The following is an 18,699-nucleotide window of genomic DNA, read 5'->3' as shown; positions in this document are numbered from 1 at the left end:
ATAGGCCACAGAACTTTGTGACTTACTGGATAGCTATTTTTATTGACGTAGCTGTACATGGATAACTTTATCCGGAAAATCCGTAATCCACCCTACTACGGATGTATGTGGATTCGTCAAAAACTTTTCACTGCCATCAATCGCATAAAAGCGACATGTCTTAGCACTAGCTACACATGCCTCTAAATAGCGGGGTTTATAATACTTTTTATGCATATGAACACAATCAATTGCCTTATAATCACTCAGCAAATCCCATTTTAATTTTTTTGTGGCGATTAGCGCTGTTTCATGCTGTGGCGCATGACGTTTCACAACCTCTAACAGCTCATAATGAAACGATGAAAAATGGCTACCTGCTGGTAATTTAAGCCCTTGAAGCAGTTGAACGAGCGCATCTTGATTGTCAAGAATGGTCGATTTTAATTCAATATTCAGTGGGAGTTGGTGTTTATTTGCCCATGCTAAAACCGCTTCAAATGTCGGAATTCTATACGATGAAAAAAACCTTCTCCACGGCTTCCCTAATTTAAAGCTCTGCAATTCCGCTATTGTGCAATCATTCACTAGCTTATTACTGCCTACTAATCTTGATAATTGCGGATCATGGTAAACAACAGGTATCCCTTCTTTTGATAGCTGAATATCTAACTCAATCCCATTGGCACCTAGCTCTAATGCTTTTTCAAACGCTTTGAAACTATTTTCTAGCGCATAAGCAGACGCCCCGCGATGCGCAAACACAGGGATGAATGATTCATTATACATTCAGCTCACCAAACTCCAGTAAAAATTTTCCGTTCGTCATTTTATTTAACAACGAGGACTTTTTGCCAATTTGAATATAGGTACCAGGATAGGCTTCCTTTGTAACAATGATTTCTTCTTTTCCAGCATGACGCATTTCATCCATCATTAACTTAATTTCACGATCTAGCGTCACCGCTTCTGCTTTTAACTTTGATAAGCTTTGCTTTGTTTCTTCAAAGGCAGCAATTTGCTGTGTAGACATTTGCTTAAGCAGCGGTAGTAAACTTGTAATCTTCGCTTCACGCTCTGAAATATCGGATTGCAATTGCTTTAGCTGTGTTGCTTTGTCTTGCATCATTGCATAACTTTCCTGTTTATTGACACTTTCAATGATTAAATCCGTTCTCCGCTCTAAACGGTTTCCCGAAATGGCTGTAACAATTGTATTTTTTGCAACAGCACGCCCACCAATGATTTTTCCTCTGCGCTCATCGACAAAAATGGAATGGGCAGTAAGTTGTGATCCAAGTGAATAAAAACCGATATGAATACTATCATCTGCGACTAAAATAGCTTCATTGACATGCTTCACGAAAATATTACCACCGGCTTCAACGAGTGTTGAACCTAAACCAAAAATACCGCCTCGAATGTATACATCACCTTCGATTGATTTAATTAGTTTTGCGCCGCTTACACCTTCCGCACCTTCAATGGAAATATCTCCTGTTGCAATAACAGTATAGCCAGTTGTAACGGTTCCCTTAATGCTTAAAGAGCCATTAAACTCTAAATTCCCCGTCTCAACGCCTACATCTCCATGAATTGGTAGATGGCGATTTACACCAATCGCACCTTTGACATCATCTAACACACCCGCTATTTTCGAACGAATGACGATTTTACCATCTTCTTCTACTTCATACGCTGATTTTTTGTCATATCGAATAGGAAAATCACGACCAGGTGCTGCCGCAATCATTTCACCGAGTACATTTTGACCAGGCTTGCCCATCGTTGCAGGAATTTTCTCACCGAGCCAAGAGCCTTCTGAAATTTCTGAAATAAAATTCATGTCGTAGTAATCGGCTTTCCCATCTTCACGAATGACAGGTTTTCTTTCAGGTTTAGGTAAATATGTAATTTGTGCATCCGTACCTGCCACAGGTGACGTTCCTTGCGCAATTAAAAACGCTTTGCCAGGTTCAACCTTTGAAATATCAAAGTCTAAAATGCCATAAATAATGCCTTGGTCCGCTAATGTTTCCAAAATTTGTTCAGTTAATTTTTCTTTATTCTTTTGAATATAATCAGCTGTTTCATATATAAATATAGAGGCAGACATTTTATCTCGAGCAATTTCAGCTTCCACATTTGGAAGCCAGCGTCCAATCTCAACAGGACTTGTGCTTTCTGTCGCTAGTACAGTTTTTAATATAGAAAAATTAGATAACTTTAGTCGTGGATGACTACGTAAGACGCCATCAAATTCTTTTAATGGAAACCCAGCGCTGTATGTAAGCATAAATACCTTCCCGTTTTCTTCCGATATTTCGAAGTTATCATTTCGAACTAGAATCACGCTACCTCCTCCTTCCCTCTATATGTAAGTATATACAATCTATTTACATTTGTTTAGAGACAATTGTCACTACTCATAAAGAAAATACCCCTACTTTATCAGTAAGCTCTGTGCACAGCACAAACCTTTTTCCTCTAAAAAATAGACGATATATACTATAAAAAAGCATGTTTTCCTTCGTTGCAAAAGTGGAAATGTTATTATTGCATAAAAACCCAGTAAATTTTTAGGTTATTTTTATGAACACTTTGAAAAAGAAATAGCTATATTCACATAAATCCTCATTTTAATTTTTTTGCATTAGGTCTTGTCTACTAAAAAACTTCTTAAAGTAGAACATTACTGCATAAAGTACCGTTTTAACTTACTATTTATTTGCAAATTTACTTAAGTATCCTACATAAAGACTCTGGGCTTTTAGTCATTTATTATCTGTAAATAAGTCACTGCTTAATCTATCTTGAAATGCTTCAATTCTGCTATCCGTGCATAATTGTTCACGCGTTAAATAGAAAATACTTATGCTTCCATTAACGCTCAGTCGCATCTCATATAACTGCTCATTAATTTGTGTTATTTCTAATGAGTTATGATGGTCAAGTTGAAAATTTACGCTTTTCATTTATAATCCCCCGTCCCTATTATAGCCATAAAGGCAAAAAAACGATTAACAGCTTTAACCCTGTTAACCGCCCATTGAATACTAACCTAACACATATTCTGCTAAAACACTTTGCACTTTATAAATGTTAGTCGATTTATTAAAATTTTTCTGTATCGGCACTTGGCTGCCTGAAATCCAAATTTTCAGTTCTGCATCCAAATCAAATGTGCCTGCCGTTTCCACTGAAAAATGTAAAATATTTTTGTAAGGAATTGAATGATATTCGGTTTTCTTACCCGTTACCCCTTGTTTATCGATTAAAATTAACCGCTTATTCGTAAAAATAAACGTATCTCTAATAATTTTATACGCATTTTGAATGGTCTCATTCGGTATTAATATCTCTTTCATTTCTTCCTGCAATTTATCCAAGTTGACTTCACTTGCATTGCCCATTATCCCATCAAATAACCCCATGTTTATTCCCCTCCAATTTTTCAAGCTTTATATAGTATATATTACATTTTGTAACAATAATACCATTCATCTTTTATTGATGATTGGATATCCCTTTTCATTTTTTATCTAACGACGAAAATAGTATAAAATTTTCGGCATATAAAAGACGCCTCTTTAAACAGTACGTGTAAACTGTCTAAAAAGGCGTTATGTTTTTCACTGTGAAGCGCCACGACCAACCTAAACAGAAACAATAATCTCGTATGCTCTCGCGCTATGGATGAATTACAAGCAATGTTCACAATTAGTGATGTATGAATTATTCGCCTCTTGCAGCATTGGCCTGTTTGATGGCAGCATTAAATTGCTCAATAGCAGAACGATGTGCTTGATTAACATCACCGCCATTATAAATCGTTTCAAGAGCCGTTTCTATAATTTTACGACCTTCTGGAAGCATATCCATTAACGCACCTTGTGTTGCATATGAAGCTTTTGTATCTTGTAGCTGATCTACTGTAACTTGTAATTGGGGTTTTTTAGCCCAAGCATCTTTCACGATTTGTTCTTGATATGCAGATGGATTAATGGCAAAGTATCCTGTTTCTACATGCCACTCTGCTTGAACTTTTGGAGTTTGTAAATATTTCATAAATTCCCAAGCGGCTTTTTGCTCAGCCTCTGGTTTATCAGCAATCATCCAGAGACTAGCCCCCCCAATAACAACGCCTTGACGAACTTTATTTGCTGGATAAGGCAAATAAGCAATACCTACTTCAAATGGAGCATTGTCAATAATATCCCCTGAACTAGCAGAAGATTGTAAAAACATCGATACATCCCCTGCCAAAAATCCAGCCATCATGTTATCATAATTTGTACCATAATTAGCAAATGTCCCATCATCAACCATATTCTTCACCCAGTTGAGGATTGATTTGCCCTCTTCTTCCGACCAACCGATTTCCGTAGGCGTCTCTTTTCGTCCATTGTCATTATTTAATAATAACGCGCCTTGGTTGGCTAATAATTGCTCCCATAACCAACCGTATGCTTGTAATGCAAAACCTTTCATTTTTGGATTAGATTCAACGATTGCTTTACTTGCTTCTGCTACTTCCTCAAATGTTTTTGGTGGCGCATCTGGATTTAGTCCTGCCGCTTTAAATGCATCTTTATTGTAATACATAACTGGAGTGGAAGAATTAAAGGGCATTGAATAGAACTTCCCATCTAACGAATAATACTTTGTAATATTTTCTTCTAATCCACTCATATCATATCCGTCTGCATCAATTAGCTCTTGAATAGGAAGAATTTGTCCACTGTTAATCATCGCCTTTGTACCTATTTCAAATGTTTGAATGACTGTCGGTGCACTATCTGAACCAGCAACTGCATTAAACTTTGTTAACGATTCATCATAAGTTCCTTGGTAGAGCGCGTTAACATGAATTTTATCTTGCGATTTATTAAAATCTCCTACAATTTTATTTAACGATTCTTGGGCAGCTCCACCCATCGAGTGCCAAAACGTTACCTCTTGCATCTGTGTATTTTCAGTAGACGTTGGCTTGTCTCCTTCTTGCCCTTGTGTAGAATTATCTTCTGAACTACACGCTGACAACAATACAACAATTCCAAGTGTAAGAAATGTAAATAATTTTCTCATCTTATTTCTCCTTTTTTAAGGGATTTAAATAATTTCGATTACTTCAATGCACCTTCCGTTAGACCTTTTTGAAGCTTCTTTTGTCCAAAGAACAGTAAGATTAATGTTGGAATAATGACAATCACTGCGCCTGCCATGATGACACCCCATTCATTTACCTGCTCTTGGGTCTGTAATTGCTTCAAACCGATTTGTACAGTACGTACCTTGTCATTTGTTGTGGCTAAAAGTGGCCATAAGTACATGTTCCACGTGGATAAAAAACCATATATCCCGAATGTCACTAAACTAGACTTTGCAACAGGTAATACGACTGTTAGATAATACTTAACATCACCTATACCAGCAATTTGACTTGCCTCTCTTAATTCCTTAGGTATTTGTTTAAAGTTTTGTCTAAGTAAGAAGGTTCCAAAAGCTGTTGCAAAGAAAGGGATAGTCAACCCTGCATAAGAATCAATCCAACCTAAATCACGGATTAAATGAAAATTAGGAATAACCGAAACCTCAAATGGAACCATCAAAGTTGCAATAAAAATATAGAATAATATATCTCTCCCTTTAAACTCTAAAAACACAAAGGCATAAGCTGCTAAACTCGATAACAGTAGTTGTCCAAGCATAATAACAATAGACACTAATAAGCTATTTATTAAATAACTAAGTAAAGGTGAACGTTCAAATGCTCGAATATAATTGTCAACGGTGAGTGCAGTCGGTATGTTACCGGTTAAAATATCTTGATTGGTCATCAAGCTCAGCACGAATGCCAAAATCATAGGTCCAGCTAACAGTAAAGCTGAAAGGATGAGAATGACATAAAAAATGACTTTTCTGCTGGTAGACATTGTCATTGGTAATGAACCTTCCTTTCACCTAGCTTAAATTGTAAGTATGTCATGAATAAGATTAAAACGAACAATACAATGGCTTGTGCACTTGCTGAACCAAACCTATAATTTACAAAAGCCTCTCGATAAATCGAGTAAACAAGTAAATTCGTTTCATTTACTGGTCCACCCTGTGTTAAGATATCAATTTGCCCAAACGATTGAAATGCATTAATAATTGTTACAGTAATTACAAAAAATAACGTGGGCGACAGCATTGGAATAGTTATTCTGCGTAATTTATAGAAGTAACCTGCCCCTTCGATATCAGCACTTTCATATAAAGATGAATCAATCGATTGCAACCCACTTAATAAAATTAAAAAGGTAAAACCTATGTTCATCCAAATTGTAGTAGCAGAGACAGAAAGAAGTGCCCATTTTGGATCTGTTAGCCAACCAATCGCTTCAAACCCAAAGATATCGAGTATTTGGTTGAATAATCCCACCGTCGGATTAAACAGATACAACCATAATACAGAAGCCGCGGCAACGGATACGCCCATAGTGGAGGAAAATATCGTTCGAAAAAAGCCAATTCCTTTTAGTTTTTCATTGGCTATTACAGCAAGGAACAAACTAATAAGGATGGTAGTGGGCACCGTATAGAAGACAAATAAAAACGTAGATTTCATGCTTTTCAAAAAAAGAGGTGAGGCGAACATATTCACATAGTTTTCGAGCCCAACAAATATAGTCGTATCACCGCTTGCTTTCGTTAAGAAAAAGCTTAAATAGATAGTCCGAAACAGAGGATAAAACAAGAAAACACTAAACAACATAATAGAAGGTAATAAAAACAACATCCCTTTATAAAAGTTGTTCATTCGGATTTTCTTTTTAACTTGCTCTATTTCTAGAAGATGGGTATTACTTGTATTATTAGTAGTAGAATTCGTCATACGCATGTTGTTAAAACCTCTTGCATTCTACCTTTAGAAACTGAGTGAATTAAATTGCCCGTTTCCGAATCAAAGAATAATAGATTTTCGGGCAATATTTGTACTGGCACTTTTTGCCCTACTTTGATGAACCATTGTCCAGACCACCTAGCCGTCCATAACTCGGCACCAACCTCAAATGCTATTGATGTTTCATTCCCTAATTGTTCTACATTCACCGCTTCCAAAAGATAGTTTATGTTTTCAATTGTTCCTGGTAGTAGATGCTCAGCTCGAATGCCAATCGTTAACTGTCTATTTGTCGGTAGTTCCTCACCAAATATAGAACTTATGTCAAGATGAAGTTGACCTTCAACTACTAATTGCTTGCCATCTTCTGAAAGAATCGCTTTTCCCAAATTCATTTTTGGAGAACCGATAAAAGAAGCAACAAATAAATTAGCTGGTTCGTTATAAAGCGTAATTGGTTTTCCAACTTGTTGAATTTTCCCATCGTTTAAGACCATTATTCTGTCTCCCATTGTCATTGCTTCTACTTGGTCATGGGTAACATAAATCATTGTCATTCCTAACTTTTTTTGCAATCTACGAATTTCAACACGCATATTCGCACGCAACTTTGCATCCAAATTTGAAAGTGGTTCATCCATTAAACATAGTGGTGATTGACTTACAATCGCTCTCGCTAATGCTACACGTTGCCTTTGACCTCCGGATAACTCTCTTGGTTTACGTTCCAACAATTCAATTAATCCCATCATTTCCGCAGCTTCATATAATCTTCTTTGTCGCTCTTGTTTCTTCAATTTTTTTGCCTGTAAACCAAAGAGAATGTTTTGTTCTACAGAAAGATGCGGATATAAGGCATAATTTTGGAAAACCATTGATAAATTCCGATCTTTTGGTGGAATATGATTTACTATTTTGCCATTCATTTTCAATATACCTTCAGAAATTTCCTCAAGGCCTGCAATCATTCTAAGTAACGTACTCTTTCCAGACCCAGAAGGTCCAACAAGGACAAAGAACTCACCTTCGTTAATTGTTAAATCGATTTCATTCAATACAGCTTGCTTTTTTTGGTATATCTTTGAAATCTTAACTAATTCAATTTGGCTCATATCTAACCTCCTTATTTTTTCTCGCTATTATTTTAAAACATATATTTTTCAAAAAATAAGGATTTTAACAGATTTATAACGAAAAATTAACATTATTTATAAAGCATTAATATTTTTAAAATCTGCCTGAAAACGTCTTTTTTTGCATATGTATCGTTTTAATTACTTGTTTCTTGCCAAAATCTCGCAAAAAAAAAAAAAAACACCTCCATAAATGGGATATCCCAAAAATGAATGTGTTTCATAATTTAATGTAATGACTGTTATAGCTACTTTATAAATTTTTAAAGAATCTCTCTAAATAAGTCCTGTAAACTGTTATAACTGTTAATTAACTCGCCATCATATCTATACGAATCTTGTCTGCAATCATGGCGATGAATTCGCTATTTGTCGGCTTCGACTTTAAGTGGTGCACTGTGTAGCCAAACATCGACGAAATGGACTCGTAATTGCCACGATTCCATGCGACTTCAATGGCATGACGAATCGCACGTTCTACACGTGACGGTGTTGTGTTGAATTTCTTTGCAATTTCTGGATAAAGAATTTTCGTCACAGACCCTAATAACTCGATATCTTCAAACACCATTTGTATCGCTTCCCGTAAATATGAGTAACCTTTAATATGAGCAGGTACGCCAATTTCTTTAATAATCGCTGTAATGGTGCTATCAAGCTGATGCTGATTTAATTTTTGAGGAGTTGTCGGCTGTAATACACTCGCCTTTTTCGGTATAGAAGCCTTTTGGCCAGCACAATGTAATATTTTTTGGACAAGCTGGTCGAATTCAAATGGTTTTAGCATAAAGTACGATGCTCCTAAATCCACTGCCTGTTTCATTACATCTTCTTGACCAAATGCTGTGAGCATAATGACTTGTATCGAAGACATACGATCATTTTGATACATCGCTTCCAATACTGCTAATCCATCTAGATGAGGCATAATTATATCCAGTAATAAAATATCAGGTGTGTATTCTTCAAGCATTTGAAGACATACTTTCCCATTCGAGGCCGTTGCAATTATTTCAATTTCGGGATGTCCTTGAAAATAATGCTCCATTGTTTTTAATAATTCTCGATTATCATCTGCTATCGCCACTTTTACCTTTGTCATTTCCATTCCTCCTTCTGGACTTTGCTTTGACTATTCAAAGCATAAAACCGTTACCCCTAATGTCTTTTTGACACACTGTGGAATTTTCGACATTTTTGGGTTAAAAACCTTTTCAATTTCCAAAAATGAGTATGTAGTCCGATACTTTCTTTTTTTCTCGACAAGTTACGATATGTAACAGCAAATTGTCGAATACACTTATCACTTATTTTAGTGAAAAAATGCTGATAAAACTACACTTTTTTTTAAGTATCGCTAAAGTGTTCACAAAAGCCATGAAATACTTAGGGAAAGAGCTAAAATATCCTATTTTCTCCATGAAAGAACGGAGCTACCAAAGGCAGCTCCATCCCATTCATGAAGATTTTCTTAACATTTCTGCCACTGTAATAGCAGCCCCTTTTTTCGGTTCCTCAACAAACATATGTGTGACAGCGCCAACGAAACGACCATCCTGTATGATGGGACTACCACTCATACCTTGTAAAATGCCACCTGTTTTTTCAATAAGCTTTTCGTCAGAAACGATAAATTCAAGCCGTTCATTTTCAACTTTTGTAATTTCAATGGAAAATGTTTCGACTTTACTTCCTTCAATAGCTGTATAAATTTCAGCCTTCCCCAATTTTATATCTTTTGCATGCATAATTTCGATGGCTTTGGGCAATCTTTGTTGATAGCTATCTTCCCATCGGCCAAAAATTCCATAAACCGTATTTTTATCAATACTCCCTAATCGTTCCTGATGTTTTTCAATGGAGGAAATTTTATAGCCGGGTTGACCAGGTAGGCTTTTACGGATTTGATGAATGGATGCTAAGAAAATGGAGCCTGCTCGGAAGACAGGTGCTTCTTGGAGAGTTGAGTCGACAATCTGGTGGCCTAATGCTCCGTAATTTAATGTCTCTGGATCAATGTATGTCAATGTCCCTACTCCATCTGTTTCATCCTTTAAAAAAGAGATGACATGTTCTGCTTCTTGTTTTTGTAAGTCAACTGTTACTGCTTTTCCTTCACTTTTTATCGTCCATTTTTGTAGCCCATGGCGAGCAATGGCTTGCTTGGCATCAGCGAGTGTTTTTACCGTTGTATCATTTATTTTTTCGATAACGGCGCCTCCTTTCATCCATTGATTGGAAGCTAACAACACATCATGAGCAACAAAGACATGTGATAACTGAAGTTGAATTCCAATTGCTTCACCCATCGGTATTAATTTTTTGGCCGCAAAAGCCTGAATGGGCATAAATAACAAAACGATGAGCATAGGCAAAATGACAAATTGACGCCAACGACGATTCATACGACACCTCCTTTTGATTTTTGTCTTTATACTATGTGTTGTTGTGCGGTTCTTATAAGCGGTAAATATTTGTGCAAAATGAAAAAAACCCAGAAACATTGGACTGCCTCTGGATTTTCTTATTAATTTAGCGCATTTGTTTTTTTCGCTCATTAGCCATTTTTAACAATTCTGTCGCATGCTGTAAAGTCAAATCGGTAATTTCTGCACCTGACATCATTCTGCTCACTTCTTCAATACGAGCATCTGTATCGATTTCTGCTAAAGAAGTAAATGTCCGATCATGTTCAACCTCTTTTTTAATGAAGTAATGATGGTCAGCCATCGCCGCCACTTGAGGTAAATGCGAAATACACAGAACTTGAGAATTAACAGAAATGGCTGCAATTTTTTCAGCGATTGCTTGCGCTACACGACCACTTACGCCAGTATCCACTTCGTCAAAAATAATGGATGTTACACCATTGGAAGAAGAAAAAATCGTTTTTAATGCTAACATCATACGCGACAATTCCCCACCTGAAGCAATTTTCGGTAAAGATTTCGGTGGTTCCCCGACATTCGTTGAAATATAAAAGATCACTTGGTCTTTACCATTGACATCAAAGTAAGGTAAAGCATCAAAATTTACAATAAATTTTGCTTTTTCCATATGTAATTCACGTAGCTCTGCCATGATAGCCTCGCTTAAATCATTGGCTGCTGCTTTTCGAACATGCGAAAGTTTTTCAGTAAGTTCACTTAATACTACTTCCATTTCAAGTACTTTTCGTTCTTTTAATTGCAATATTTCATCACGATTCAAAAGCTCACTAAGCTCTGTTTTAATCTTCTCATAATAGGCGAGCATTTCTTCAACAGTGGAGCCATATTTGCGCTTTAAGTTTTGGAAAAGTGCCAAGCGTTGCTCAACTTCATTTAATCGCGCAGGATCGAATTCTAACTCATCTAATACATTTTTCACCTGATAGGCGGCATCCTGTAAAGCGTAAAAAGCAGTTGTTACCGACTCAGATGCCTCTTTAAACTGTTCATCGATGACCGCCGCATCATCTAATGCGCCCATCGCTGTACCGATCCAGTCAAGCCCTTTTGTCTCTCCCTGAATTGCTTCATAGGCAGCACTCGAACGTTCGAAAATTTTATTAAAATTCATTAGACGACGACGTTCATCTAACAGCTCATCTTCTTCACCAAGCTTTAAATTTGCATCTTCCAATTCTTTCATTTGGAATTGGTACAAATCAATGCGTTGTGCCATTAACTGCTCATCAATAGAAATGGAGGCTAATTCTTTTTTTAATGCCCGATATTCGTTATATTGAATACTGTATTGTTCAAGAATCGGTGATAGTTGCGCTTCTGCAAATTGATCCAATAAATGAATATGTTGTTTTTCATCCATTAGTTCTTGATTTTCATGCTGACCATGTATATCAATTAGACTTGCACCAATATCTCGTAAAACCGATAAAGGTACCAATTTGCCATTTACCCGACAAACACTTTTGCCAGAGTCATTTAGATCGCGGCGTAAAATAATAGAATCTTCTTCTATTTCAATGCCTGCTTCCTCTAGTTTCTTATATACAGGATGTGCAGTACTTGATATTTGAAACAACCCGCCTAATTCAGCTTTTTTAGCACCATGACGAATAAATTCTGAATTACCTCTACCACCAGCAAGTAAATGTACCGCATCAATAATAATGGATTTCCCAGCACCAGTTTCTCCTGTTAGTACAGTTAAACCATCCGAAAAACTAACCGTTAAATCCTCAATGATGGCAAAATTTCGAATACTAAGCTCTCTTAACACAAATTGTCACCTCTGAATTAAATTCAACTGCTATTATAACTTCTGCTATCAGATGCAAAATGACCGCTTTTTTAAAAAACGGGCAAGCAACTGTTAACCATCGATTTTCGTTTCACTCTTATAGCATGTCCAATAAGCGATTTTTTGTATTTTCTCGCTCGGCTTCATCGCGACAAATAATTAAAATAGTATCATCCCCTGAAATCGTACCTAAAATTTCAGGCCAATCTAAATGATCCAGTAATGACGCAATAGCATTCGCATTACCTGGGAGTGCTTTCATTACTAAGAAATGCGATGCTCCGTCAATGCTCACAAAAGCATCCGCTAATGCACGATGTAATTTTTGTACTGGATTGAATCGTTGGTCTGCGGGTAAGCTATATTTATAGCGTCCATCCTGCAAAGGTACTTTTACTAAGTGCAGTTCTTTAATATCACGTGAGACCGTTGCTTGTGTCACATTATAGCCTGCATCCTTTAAAAAATCGACTAAATCATCTTGTGTTTCAATTTCATGATTTGCAATAATATCACGAATCCGTATATGTCTTTGCCCTTTATTCATATCGTTCACCTCTTATAAATAGTTAAATATTTGTATAATTACACTACCATTTTCAGCATAAAAGCACAAGAAAAAACACGGCTCTACTTAATGAGCACGTGTTATTTTAGTGCACTATGCGCTTCTTCAACGAGTGCATTAAAAGCTGTATATGGTGGAATACTTTCATCCCCTATAGGATTCACTAAATGGAATAAAAATTCAATATTCCCCTCACCGCCAGTAATCGGCGAAAAAGAAGCATCCTTCACAACAAAGCCGACTTCCGTTGCCATAGCAGCGGTTTTTTCTAGAACATCAAGATGGACTTTTTTATCACGGACGATACCCTTTTTACCAACATTCTCTTTACCTGCTTCAAACTGTGGTTTAACAAGTGCCATGACATCCCCACCTGGCATTAAAACCGTTTTTAGCACCGGTAAAATCAATGATAGTGAAATAAAACTCACATCGATTGTAGCAAACTCAGGTAAACCTTCCGTCAAATCTGCCGCTGTTGTATAGCGGAAATTCGTTTTTTCCATAACCGTTACACGTTCATCTGAACGAATTTTCCACGCAAGCTGATTAGAGCCAACATCTAAGGCATAACAATGTCGAGCACCATTTTGTAATGCACAATCTGTAAAACCGCCTGTAGAGGAGCCGATATCAAGCATCAGCTTCCCTTCTACAGACATATCAAAAATTTGCAAAGCTTTTTCTAGTTTCAAGCCACCACGGCTCACATATTTTAAATCCGAACCTTTTACTTGCAGCGGTGCATCGATTGCAATTTTTTCTCCTGCTTTGTCGATGCGTATTTCATTAGAAAAGACAAGGCCCGCCATAATGGACCGTTTTGCCTTCTCGCGCGTCTCACAAAGCCCACGCTCTACAAGTAAAATGTCTACACGTTCTTTCGGTTGTTTTGTCATTATTTGTTCAAACCTACTTGCTGTTTTTGTTGTAGTAACACTTGCATGCGTGCTACTGTATCTTCTGCTGTCATATGGATTTCCGCTAGCAGTTGGTCTACGTTTCCATGCTCAATAAATTGATCTGGAATGCCCATTCGATCAATAATTGCAGTGAAATAACTATGGTCGTGCGCAAATTCTAAGACACCACTACCAAAGCCCCCCTGTAATACCGCTTCTTCAATCGTTAGCACTGGTTTATTGCTAGTAAATATACGATGCAGCATATCTTCATCCATCGGCTTAATAAAGCGAGCATTCACCACTTCAATTTCTACGCCTTGTTGCGCGAGCATATGCGCTGCTTCCATTGCCATTGGAATAGTTGTGCCGAATGTTAATATCGTCGCATCTTTCCCCTCACGTAGCACTTCCCAACTGCCTATTGGTAAAGTCATAAGCTCCTCATCGAGCGGGACACCAATCCCATTTCCACGTGGATAACGAAGGGCAATCGGTCCCCCGTTATAATCAATGGCTGTTTTCACCATATGTTGACCTTCATTCTCATCCTTTGGCATCATGATCGTCATGTTGGGAATATGGCGAAGGAATGCTATATCAAAGACACCTTGGTGTGTTTCACCATCTGCACCAACTAAGCCAGCACGATCAATCCCAATGAAAACGTTTAAATTTGGACGCGCAATATCATGTAGAACTTGGTCATATGCACGCTGTAAAAATGTTGAATAAATCGCTAAAAACGGCTTCATTTTTTGAGTAGCAAGACCTGCAGCCATCGTTGCGGCATGTTGTTCAGCTATGCCGACATCAAAAAAGCGTTTAGGAAAGTCTTTTTGAATCCCTTGTAATTTTGAGCCAACAGGCATCGCTGGCGTAATCGTCACAATGCGTTCATCTTCATGTGCAATTTTACGAACGGTTTCAGCGATTAAACTACTCCACGCAGGACCTTTTGTTTCAGATTTAACAAAGGCACCGGTCTCCATTTTATATGGACCTGTCCCATGCCAATTCCCGATTGTATCGTCTTCCGCTGGTTTGTAGCCTTTTCCTTTTTTCGTAATGACATGCACAAGCACTGGGCCTTTTACTTTTTTAGCATAGGATAAAGTAGTTTCAAGCGCCTCAAAGTCGTGACCATCAATTGGTCCTAAATATTTAAAGCCTAATTCCTCAAAGAAGACACCAGAAACGACTAGATATTTCAAACTATCTTTCAAGCGTTCAGCAGTTGAAGCTAGCTTCCCACCTAAAAGCGGAATTTTATTAATTAACGATTCTAATTCTTCTTTGGCTTTTGAATATTCTTTGGCAGTTCGCAAGCGACCTAATACGCTGTGTAATGCGCCAACATTCGGTGCAATGGACATTTCGTTGTCATTTAAGATGACAATCATATTAGTTTTTGCATGCCCTATATGATTTAATGCCTCAAGAGCCATACCGCCAGTTAAAGCTCCGTCCCCAATAATCGGTACGACGAAGTTTTTTTCGTTTTTAATATCACGTGCTGCTGCCATACCCATGGCTGCTGACAACGATGTCGAGCTATGACCCGTTTCCCATTCATCATGTTCACTCTCCACAAGCTTTGGAAAACCACAAAGCCCTTTGAACTGACGCAAAGTGTCAAATTGACTCGCACGACCTGTCAAAATTTTATGCACGTAAGCTTGGTGGCCAACATCCCATAAAAACTTATCTTTTGGACTGTCAAACATTTTATGAAGCATAATTGTCAGCTCCACAACACCCAGGTTCGGGCCGATATGACCACCTGTGACAGAACATTTTTCAATTAAGAAAGTTCGAATTTCTTTTGCAAGTTGTTCAAGCTCTCTCTTATCTAAGTTTTTTAAAAAGGATGGACTAGAAATCTTGTTTAAATCCACCTTTCTCACACACCTTTTCAATAAATTATTCACCGCAATCGTGTTTCCACCATTATAACAGTGTTATCCATATGCTAAAAGTACGAACACTTTATTGTTTGCCTCTTGGCAAACGTCCTCACCTATTCTAGCATATTCTTTCCCTTTAACGCCCATTTTTTCTCTTAGTTTTTACGATGAACAATATAGGCCGCAAACTCACGCAGTAAGCTGACATCTACTTGTAAGTTATCCAGTGCTGCAATAGCTAGCTGATAATGGTCAGCAAGTTTTTCTTTGGCTCCAGCTAATGTTAGTAATGCAGGATATGTGCTTTTATCGCTCGCTACATCCTTCCCTGCTGTTTTGCCTAATTCCTCTGTTGTGCCTTCAATATCTAATATGTCGTCTTGGATTTGGAATGCCAGCCCAATATGATGCGCATATTCTTTTAAAGTAGCTCGGTCTTCTTGAGAAGCATTGGCTAATACTGCACCCGATTCAATACTAAATCGTAAAAGTGCACCTGTTTTATTGACATGTACATGTTCTAGTTCCGTTAGGCTTAGTTGGCGTTGCTCACCTTCCATATCCAGTACTTGACCGCCAACCATCCCTTCAGCACCTGCTGCTACGCTTAGAAGATTGACAAGTTCTATTCGTTGCTCCGCTGAAAGATCCATGCGCGCTAAAATGCCAAACGCTAGCGTATTTAACGCATCGCCTGCAAGTGTTGCAAGGGCATCGCCAAACACTTTATGGTTAGTTGGTTTGCCACGACGGAAATCATCGTTATCCATGCTCGGTAAATCATCGTGAATTAAAGAATACGTATGAATCATTTCAATAACAGCACCGACTGTAAGCCCTGCTTTTAGGTCTTTACCGTAGATTTCTAAAACTGCTAATACAAACAGTGGGCGAATGCGTTTGCCTCCTGCCTTTAATGAATATAGCATCGACTCTTTTAAATGAGCTGGTGCGTCAATTTTCTCAACAAGTGCAAACATCTCAGCCTCCACTTGTGGTGTGTTGCTCTGAATAAAATGTTTTAATTGTTCGTTCATTTTAACTAGTTCTCTCCCTTTAGCGGATCAAATACTGTTGTTTCACCTGTTTCTTGAACAATTGAAATTAACTGTTCCTCGGCATGCTGTAGTTTACTATGGCAAAACTGTGAAAGCTCCATGCCCTGTTTATATAAATCAATAGCATTTTCTAATGGCACATCACCCTGCTCTAATTGGCGGACTATTTCTTCAAGTGCCGTCATTGCTTCTGCGAATGTTTGTTGTTTCTTCGCCATTGCTATTCCTCCTTATTATTTGGCAAGACATTTGTCACTTCGGCAATTACTTTCCCATCGTGGAAGGCCAATGTTAGTTGATCTTGCCGCTTTAAGTCAGTAGACGATTTCAACACTTTGTCATCTTTATAAGCGACTGTGAATCCTCTTGTTAAAATAGCAAGCGGATTTAATGCTTCGAGTGTTCTTACTGATGCCTCAAATTGTTGTTTTTGCTTTGTTACGTAATGTGTTGCAGAACGTGTTAGCTGTTGAATGCGCTGTTCTAATTCCCTTTGATGAAAAACGAGCGCTTTTTTTGGTGATTGCTGCTCTACTGCGCTATGCAATTTTTGAAGTTGTGCTTCTTTTTTCATCAAATCTACTTGCATCGCTTTTTGTAAAGTTGTTTCAAGCTGTGCTAACCGTTCGGTAAACGGACGATACAATCTTTCTGGCATCGCTAAAGGATAGGACTGTTGTAGCTTATTTAGACGTTGTCGCTCCGTTATAAGTTGCGCCCTCACGATTTGGTGAAGCTGCGATTTTTGAGTCAACACTCGTTGATACAATTCCTGCTGGTCAGGAACTGCCATTTCAGCGGCAGCAGTAGGCGTCGGTGCACGTAAATCTGCTACATAATCGGCAATCGTCGTATCCGTTTCGTGCCCTACTGCGCTAATAATGGGAATCCGACTATCGAAAATAGCACGTGCTACAGCTTCCTCATTAAACGCCCATAAATCTTCAATTGATCCTCCACCCCGTCCTACTAACAAGACGTCACAAACAGCATCTTGATTAGCGCGTTCAATATTGTGTACGATGCTTGGTGCTGCTTGTGCCCCTTGTACAAGGGTTGGATAAATGAAGATTTCAGCAAGCGGATACCGTCGCTTTAAGGTTGTACAAATATCTCGAATCGCGGCTCCAGTAGTGGATGTTAAAACACCTATTTTTTCAGGAAACTTTGGAATTGGCTGTTTCCATTCAGGTTTAAAAAGCCCTTCTTTTTGAAGCTGTTCTTTCAGTTGATTAAAAGCAACAAACAGGCTTCCGATTCCATCTGGTTGCATTTCCTGCACATATAATTGATATGTACCATAGCCTTCGTAAACGTTTACATCCCCTCGGATAAATACTTGCATACCCTCTTTTGGCTCGAATGCTAATTTTGTTGCGGCAGTTTTAAACATCGTTGCTGCAATCCGTGCTCCATCATCTTTTAACGTAAAGTAAATATGCCCCGATTGGTGTACTTTAACATTGGATAACTCCCCTTTGACATAAACTTCACGAAGATGTGGATCTGCATCGAATTTTCGTTTAATATATTTCGTTAACGCTTTTACAGTTAAATAAGAAGCTGATGACATTATTTTCGGCTCCTTTACTAAAATCAAGTTTTTCACAAAACTACACTTATCATAACATTTTTTGGCGCGTCTGACGTGTAAAAATACAGTTTCATAAGAAAAAACATCTGTCTTTCATCCTATATGAAAACATTACTGTAACATATTTATTCCAAACTTGGCTCGGATGAAAGTGGCTACTATGTGTCCGTTTTAGTGGCGATTCAAACTAGTTTAGTGGCGTTTTATTTTAATTATGTGGCGATTCTCTCTGATTTAGTGGCGTTTTGCACAGATTTTGTGGCGTTTCAAAATCATTCTATCCACACACGATGTACTAATCGAGTAGGAGGGAGTGATTAACTCCCGACCTCTCACACCACCGTACGTACGGTTCCGTATACGGCGGTTCAATTAAGATGAGTAACGCAAAGTTTCGTAACGAACTTGCAGACTTTTCAGCCCT

17 protein-coding genes are annotated in these 18,699 nt (G+C 37.9%); all 17 read right to left on the bottom strand.

All coding sequences use genetic code 11. The annotated features are described in order from the left end of the window. Window positions 1-39: 39 nt before the first annotated feature. A complete protein-coding gene (locus C9J37_RS03810; RefSeq protein WP_024361160.1) occupies window positions 40-768 on the bottom strand; it encodes a glycerophosphodiester phosphodiesterase in 729 nt (242 codons plus the stop codon). Further along, a complete protein-coding gene (locus C9J37_RS03805) occupies window positions 761-2,332 on the bottom strand; it encodes a flagellar assembly protein A (RefSeq protein ID WP_025219919.1) in 1,572 nt (523 codons plus the stop codon). Before C9J37_RS03805 ends, C9J37_RS03810 begins: the two co-directional genes overlap by 8 nt. A 421-nt stretch (window positions 2,333-2,753) precedes the next feature. Further along, on the bottom strand, window positions 2,754-2,954 hold the full coding sequence (locus C9J37_RS03800; protein ID WP_107894323.1) for a hypothetical protein: 201 nt from the start codon (window positions 2,952-2,954) through the stop codon (window positions 2,754-2,756). Between the two features lie 81 nt (window positions 2,955-3,035). Then, a complete protein-coding gene (locus tag C9J37_RS03795) occupies window positions 3,036-3,413 on the bottom strand; it encodes a PH domain-containing protein (RefSeq protein WP_107894322.1) in 378 nt (125 codons plus the stop codon). Between the two features lie 301 nt (window positions 3,414-3,714). Further along, a complete protein-coding gene (locus C9J37_RS03790) occupies window positions 3,715-5,067 on the bottom strand; it encodes an ABC transporter substrate-binding protein (protein WP_107894321.1) in 1,353 nt (450 codons plus the stop codon). A gap of 38 nt (window positions 5,068-5,105) precedes the next feature. Continuing rightward, entirely contained in the window at window positions 5,106-5,915 is an 810-nt protein-coding gene (locus tag C9J37_RS03785; RefSeq protein ID WP_407656227.1) for a carbohydrate ABC transporter permease, read from the bottom strand. A gap of 2 nt (window positions 5,916-5,917) precedes the next feature. Continuing rightward, window positions 5,918-6,784, bottom strand: a complete 867-nt coding sequence (locus C9J37_RS03780) for a carbohydrate ABC transporter permease (protein WP_235617026.1) — start codon at window positions 6,782-6,784, stop codon at window positions 5,918-5,920. Between the two features lie 71 nt (window positions 6,785-6,855). After that, entirely contained in the window at window positions 6,856-7,980 is a 1,125-nt protein-coding gene (locus C9J37_RS03775; protein WP_107894319.1) for an ABC transporter ATP-binding protein, read from the bottom strand. Window positions 7,981-8,311: 331 nt separating this feature from the next. Beyond that, complete coding sequence (gene spo0A / locus C9J37_RS03770; protein ID WP_024361169.1) at window positions 8,312-9,103, bottom strand: sporulation transcription factor Spo0A; 792 nt, start codon at window positions 9,101-9,103, stop codon at window positions 8,312-8,314. Window positions 9,104-9,458: 355 nt separating this feature from the next. Beyond that, complete coding sequence (locus C9J37_RS03765) at window positions 9,459-10,406, bottom strand: SpoIVB peptidase S55 domain-containing protein (protein WP_107894318.1); 948 nt, start codon at window positions 10,404-10,406, stop codon at window positions 9,459-9,461. A 127-nt stretch (window positions 10,407-10,533) separates the two neighbouring features. Beyond that, entirely contained in the window at window positions 10,534-12,225 is a 1,692-nt protein-coding gene (gene recN / locus C9J37_RS03760; protein WP_107894317.1) for a DNA repair protein RecN, read from the bottom strand. Between the two features lie 118 nt (window positions 12,226-12,343). Beyond that, window positions 12,344-12,793 (bottom strand): transcriptional regulator AhrC/ArgR, encoded by a 450-nt coding sequence (gene ahrC / locus C9J37_RS03755; protein WP_024361172.1) that lies wholly within the window; start codon window positions 12,791-12,793, stop codon window positions 12,344-12,346. A gap of 101 nt (window positions 12,794-12,894) precedes the next feature. Beyond that, window positions 12,895-13,713 (bottom strand): TlyA family RNA methyltransferase, encoded by an 819-nt coding sequence (locus C9J37_RS03750; RefSeq protein WP_024361173.1) that lies wholly within the window; start codon window positions 13,711-13,713, stop codon window positions 12,895-12,897. After that, complete coding sequence (gene dxs / locus C9J37_RS03745; protein WP_107894316.1) at window positions 13,713-15,614, bottom strand: 1-deoxy-D-xylulose-5-phosphate synthase; 1,902 nt, start codon at window positions 15,612-15,614, stop codon at window positions 13,713-13,715. Before dxs ends, C9J37_RS03750 begins: the two co-directional genes overlap by 1 nt. 164 nt (window positions 15,615-15,778) lie before the next feature. Continuing rightward, a complete protein-coding gene (locus C9J37_RS03740) occupies window positions 15,779-16,660 on the bottom strand; it encodes a polyprenyl synthetase family protein (protein WP_024361175.1) in 882 nt (293 codons plus the stop codon). Between the two features lie 5 nt (window positions 16,661-16,665). Continuing rightward, window positions 16,666-16,899, bottom strand: a complete 234-nt coding sequence (gene xseB / locus C9J37_RS03735) for an exodeoxyribonuclease VII small subunit (RefSeq protein WP_024361176.1) — start codon at window positions 16,897-16,899, stop codon at window positions 16,666-16,668. Window positions 16,900-16,901: 2 nt separating this feature from the next. Continuing rightward, window positions 16,902-18,254 (bottom strand): exodeoxyribonuclease VII large subunit, encoded by a 1,353-nt coding sequence (xseA, locus tag C9J37_RS03730; protein WP_107894315.1) that lies wholly within the window; start codon window positions 18,252-18,254, stop codon window positions 16,902-16,904. Between the last annotated feature and the right edge of the window lie 445 nt (window positions 18,255-18,699).

The sequence above is a fragment of the Lysinibacillus mangiferihumi genome, assembly GCF_003049665.1.
Classification (GTDB): Bacteria; Bacillota; Bacilli; order Bacillales_A; family Planococcaceae; genus Lysinibacillus; species Lysinibacillus mangiferihumi.
This window is presented reverse-complemented; position numbering and strand designations above follow the sequence as displayed.

Bases quoted from the DNA above. Each gene is read 5' to 3' on its own strand.
- C9J37_RS03810 (WP_024361160.1), bottom strand. From the start codon at position 768: ATGTATAATGAATCATTCATCCCTGTGTTTGCGCATCGCGGGGCGTCT.
- C9J37_RS03790 (WP_107894321.1), bottom strand. From the start codon at position 5,067: ATGAGAAAATTATTTACATTTCTTACACTTGGAATTGTTGTATTGTTG.
- xseB (WP_024361176.1), bottom strand. From the start codon at position 16,899: ATGGCGAAGAAACAACAAACATTCGCAGAAGCAATGACGGCACTTGAA.
- C9J37_RS03765 (WP_107894318.1), bottom strand. From the start codon at position 10,406: ATGAATCGTCGTTGGCGTCAATTTGTCATTTTGCCTATGCTCATCGTT.
- spo0A (WP_024361169.1), bottom strand. From the start codon at position 9,103: ATGACAAAGGTAAAAGTGGCGATAGCAGATGATAATCGAGAATTATTA.
- C9J37_RS03780 (WP_235617026.1), bottom strand. From the start codon at position 6,784: ATGAACAACTTTTATAAAGGGATGTTGTTTTTATTACCTTCTATTATG.
- C9J37_RS03800 (WP_107894323.1), bottom strand. From the start codon at position 2,954: ATGAAAAGCGTAAATTTTCAACTTGACCATCATAACTCATTAGAAATA.
- C9J37_RS03775 (WP_107894319.1), bottom strand. From the start codon at position 7,980: ATGAGCCAAATTGAATTAGTTAAGATTTCAAAGATATACCAAAAAAAG.
- C9J37_RS03740 (WP_024361175.1), bottom strand. From the start codon at position 16,660: ATGAACGAACAATTAAAACATTTTATTCAGAGCAACACACCACAAGTG.
- ahrC (WP_024361172.1), bottom strand. From the start codon at position 12,793: ATGAATAAAGGGCAAAGACATATACGGATTCGTGATATTATTGCAAAT.
- C9J37_RS03750 (WP_024361173.1), bottom strand. From the start codon at position 13,713: ATGACAAAACAACCGAAAGAACGTGTAGACATTTTACTTGTAGAGCGT.
- C9J37_RS03795 (WP_107894322.1), bottom strand. From the start codon at position 3,413: ATGGGGTTATTTGATGGGATAATGGGCAATGCAAGTGAAGTCAACTTG.
- xseA (WP_107894315.1), bottom strand. From the start codon at position 18,254: ATGTCATCAGCTTCTTATTTAACTGTAAAAGCGTTAACGAAATATATT.
- C9J37_RS03785 (WP_407656227.1), bottom strand. From the start codon at position 5,915: ATGTCTACCAGCAGAAAAGTCATTTTTTATGTCATTCTCATCCTTTCA.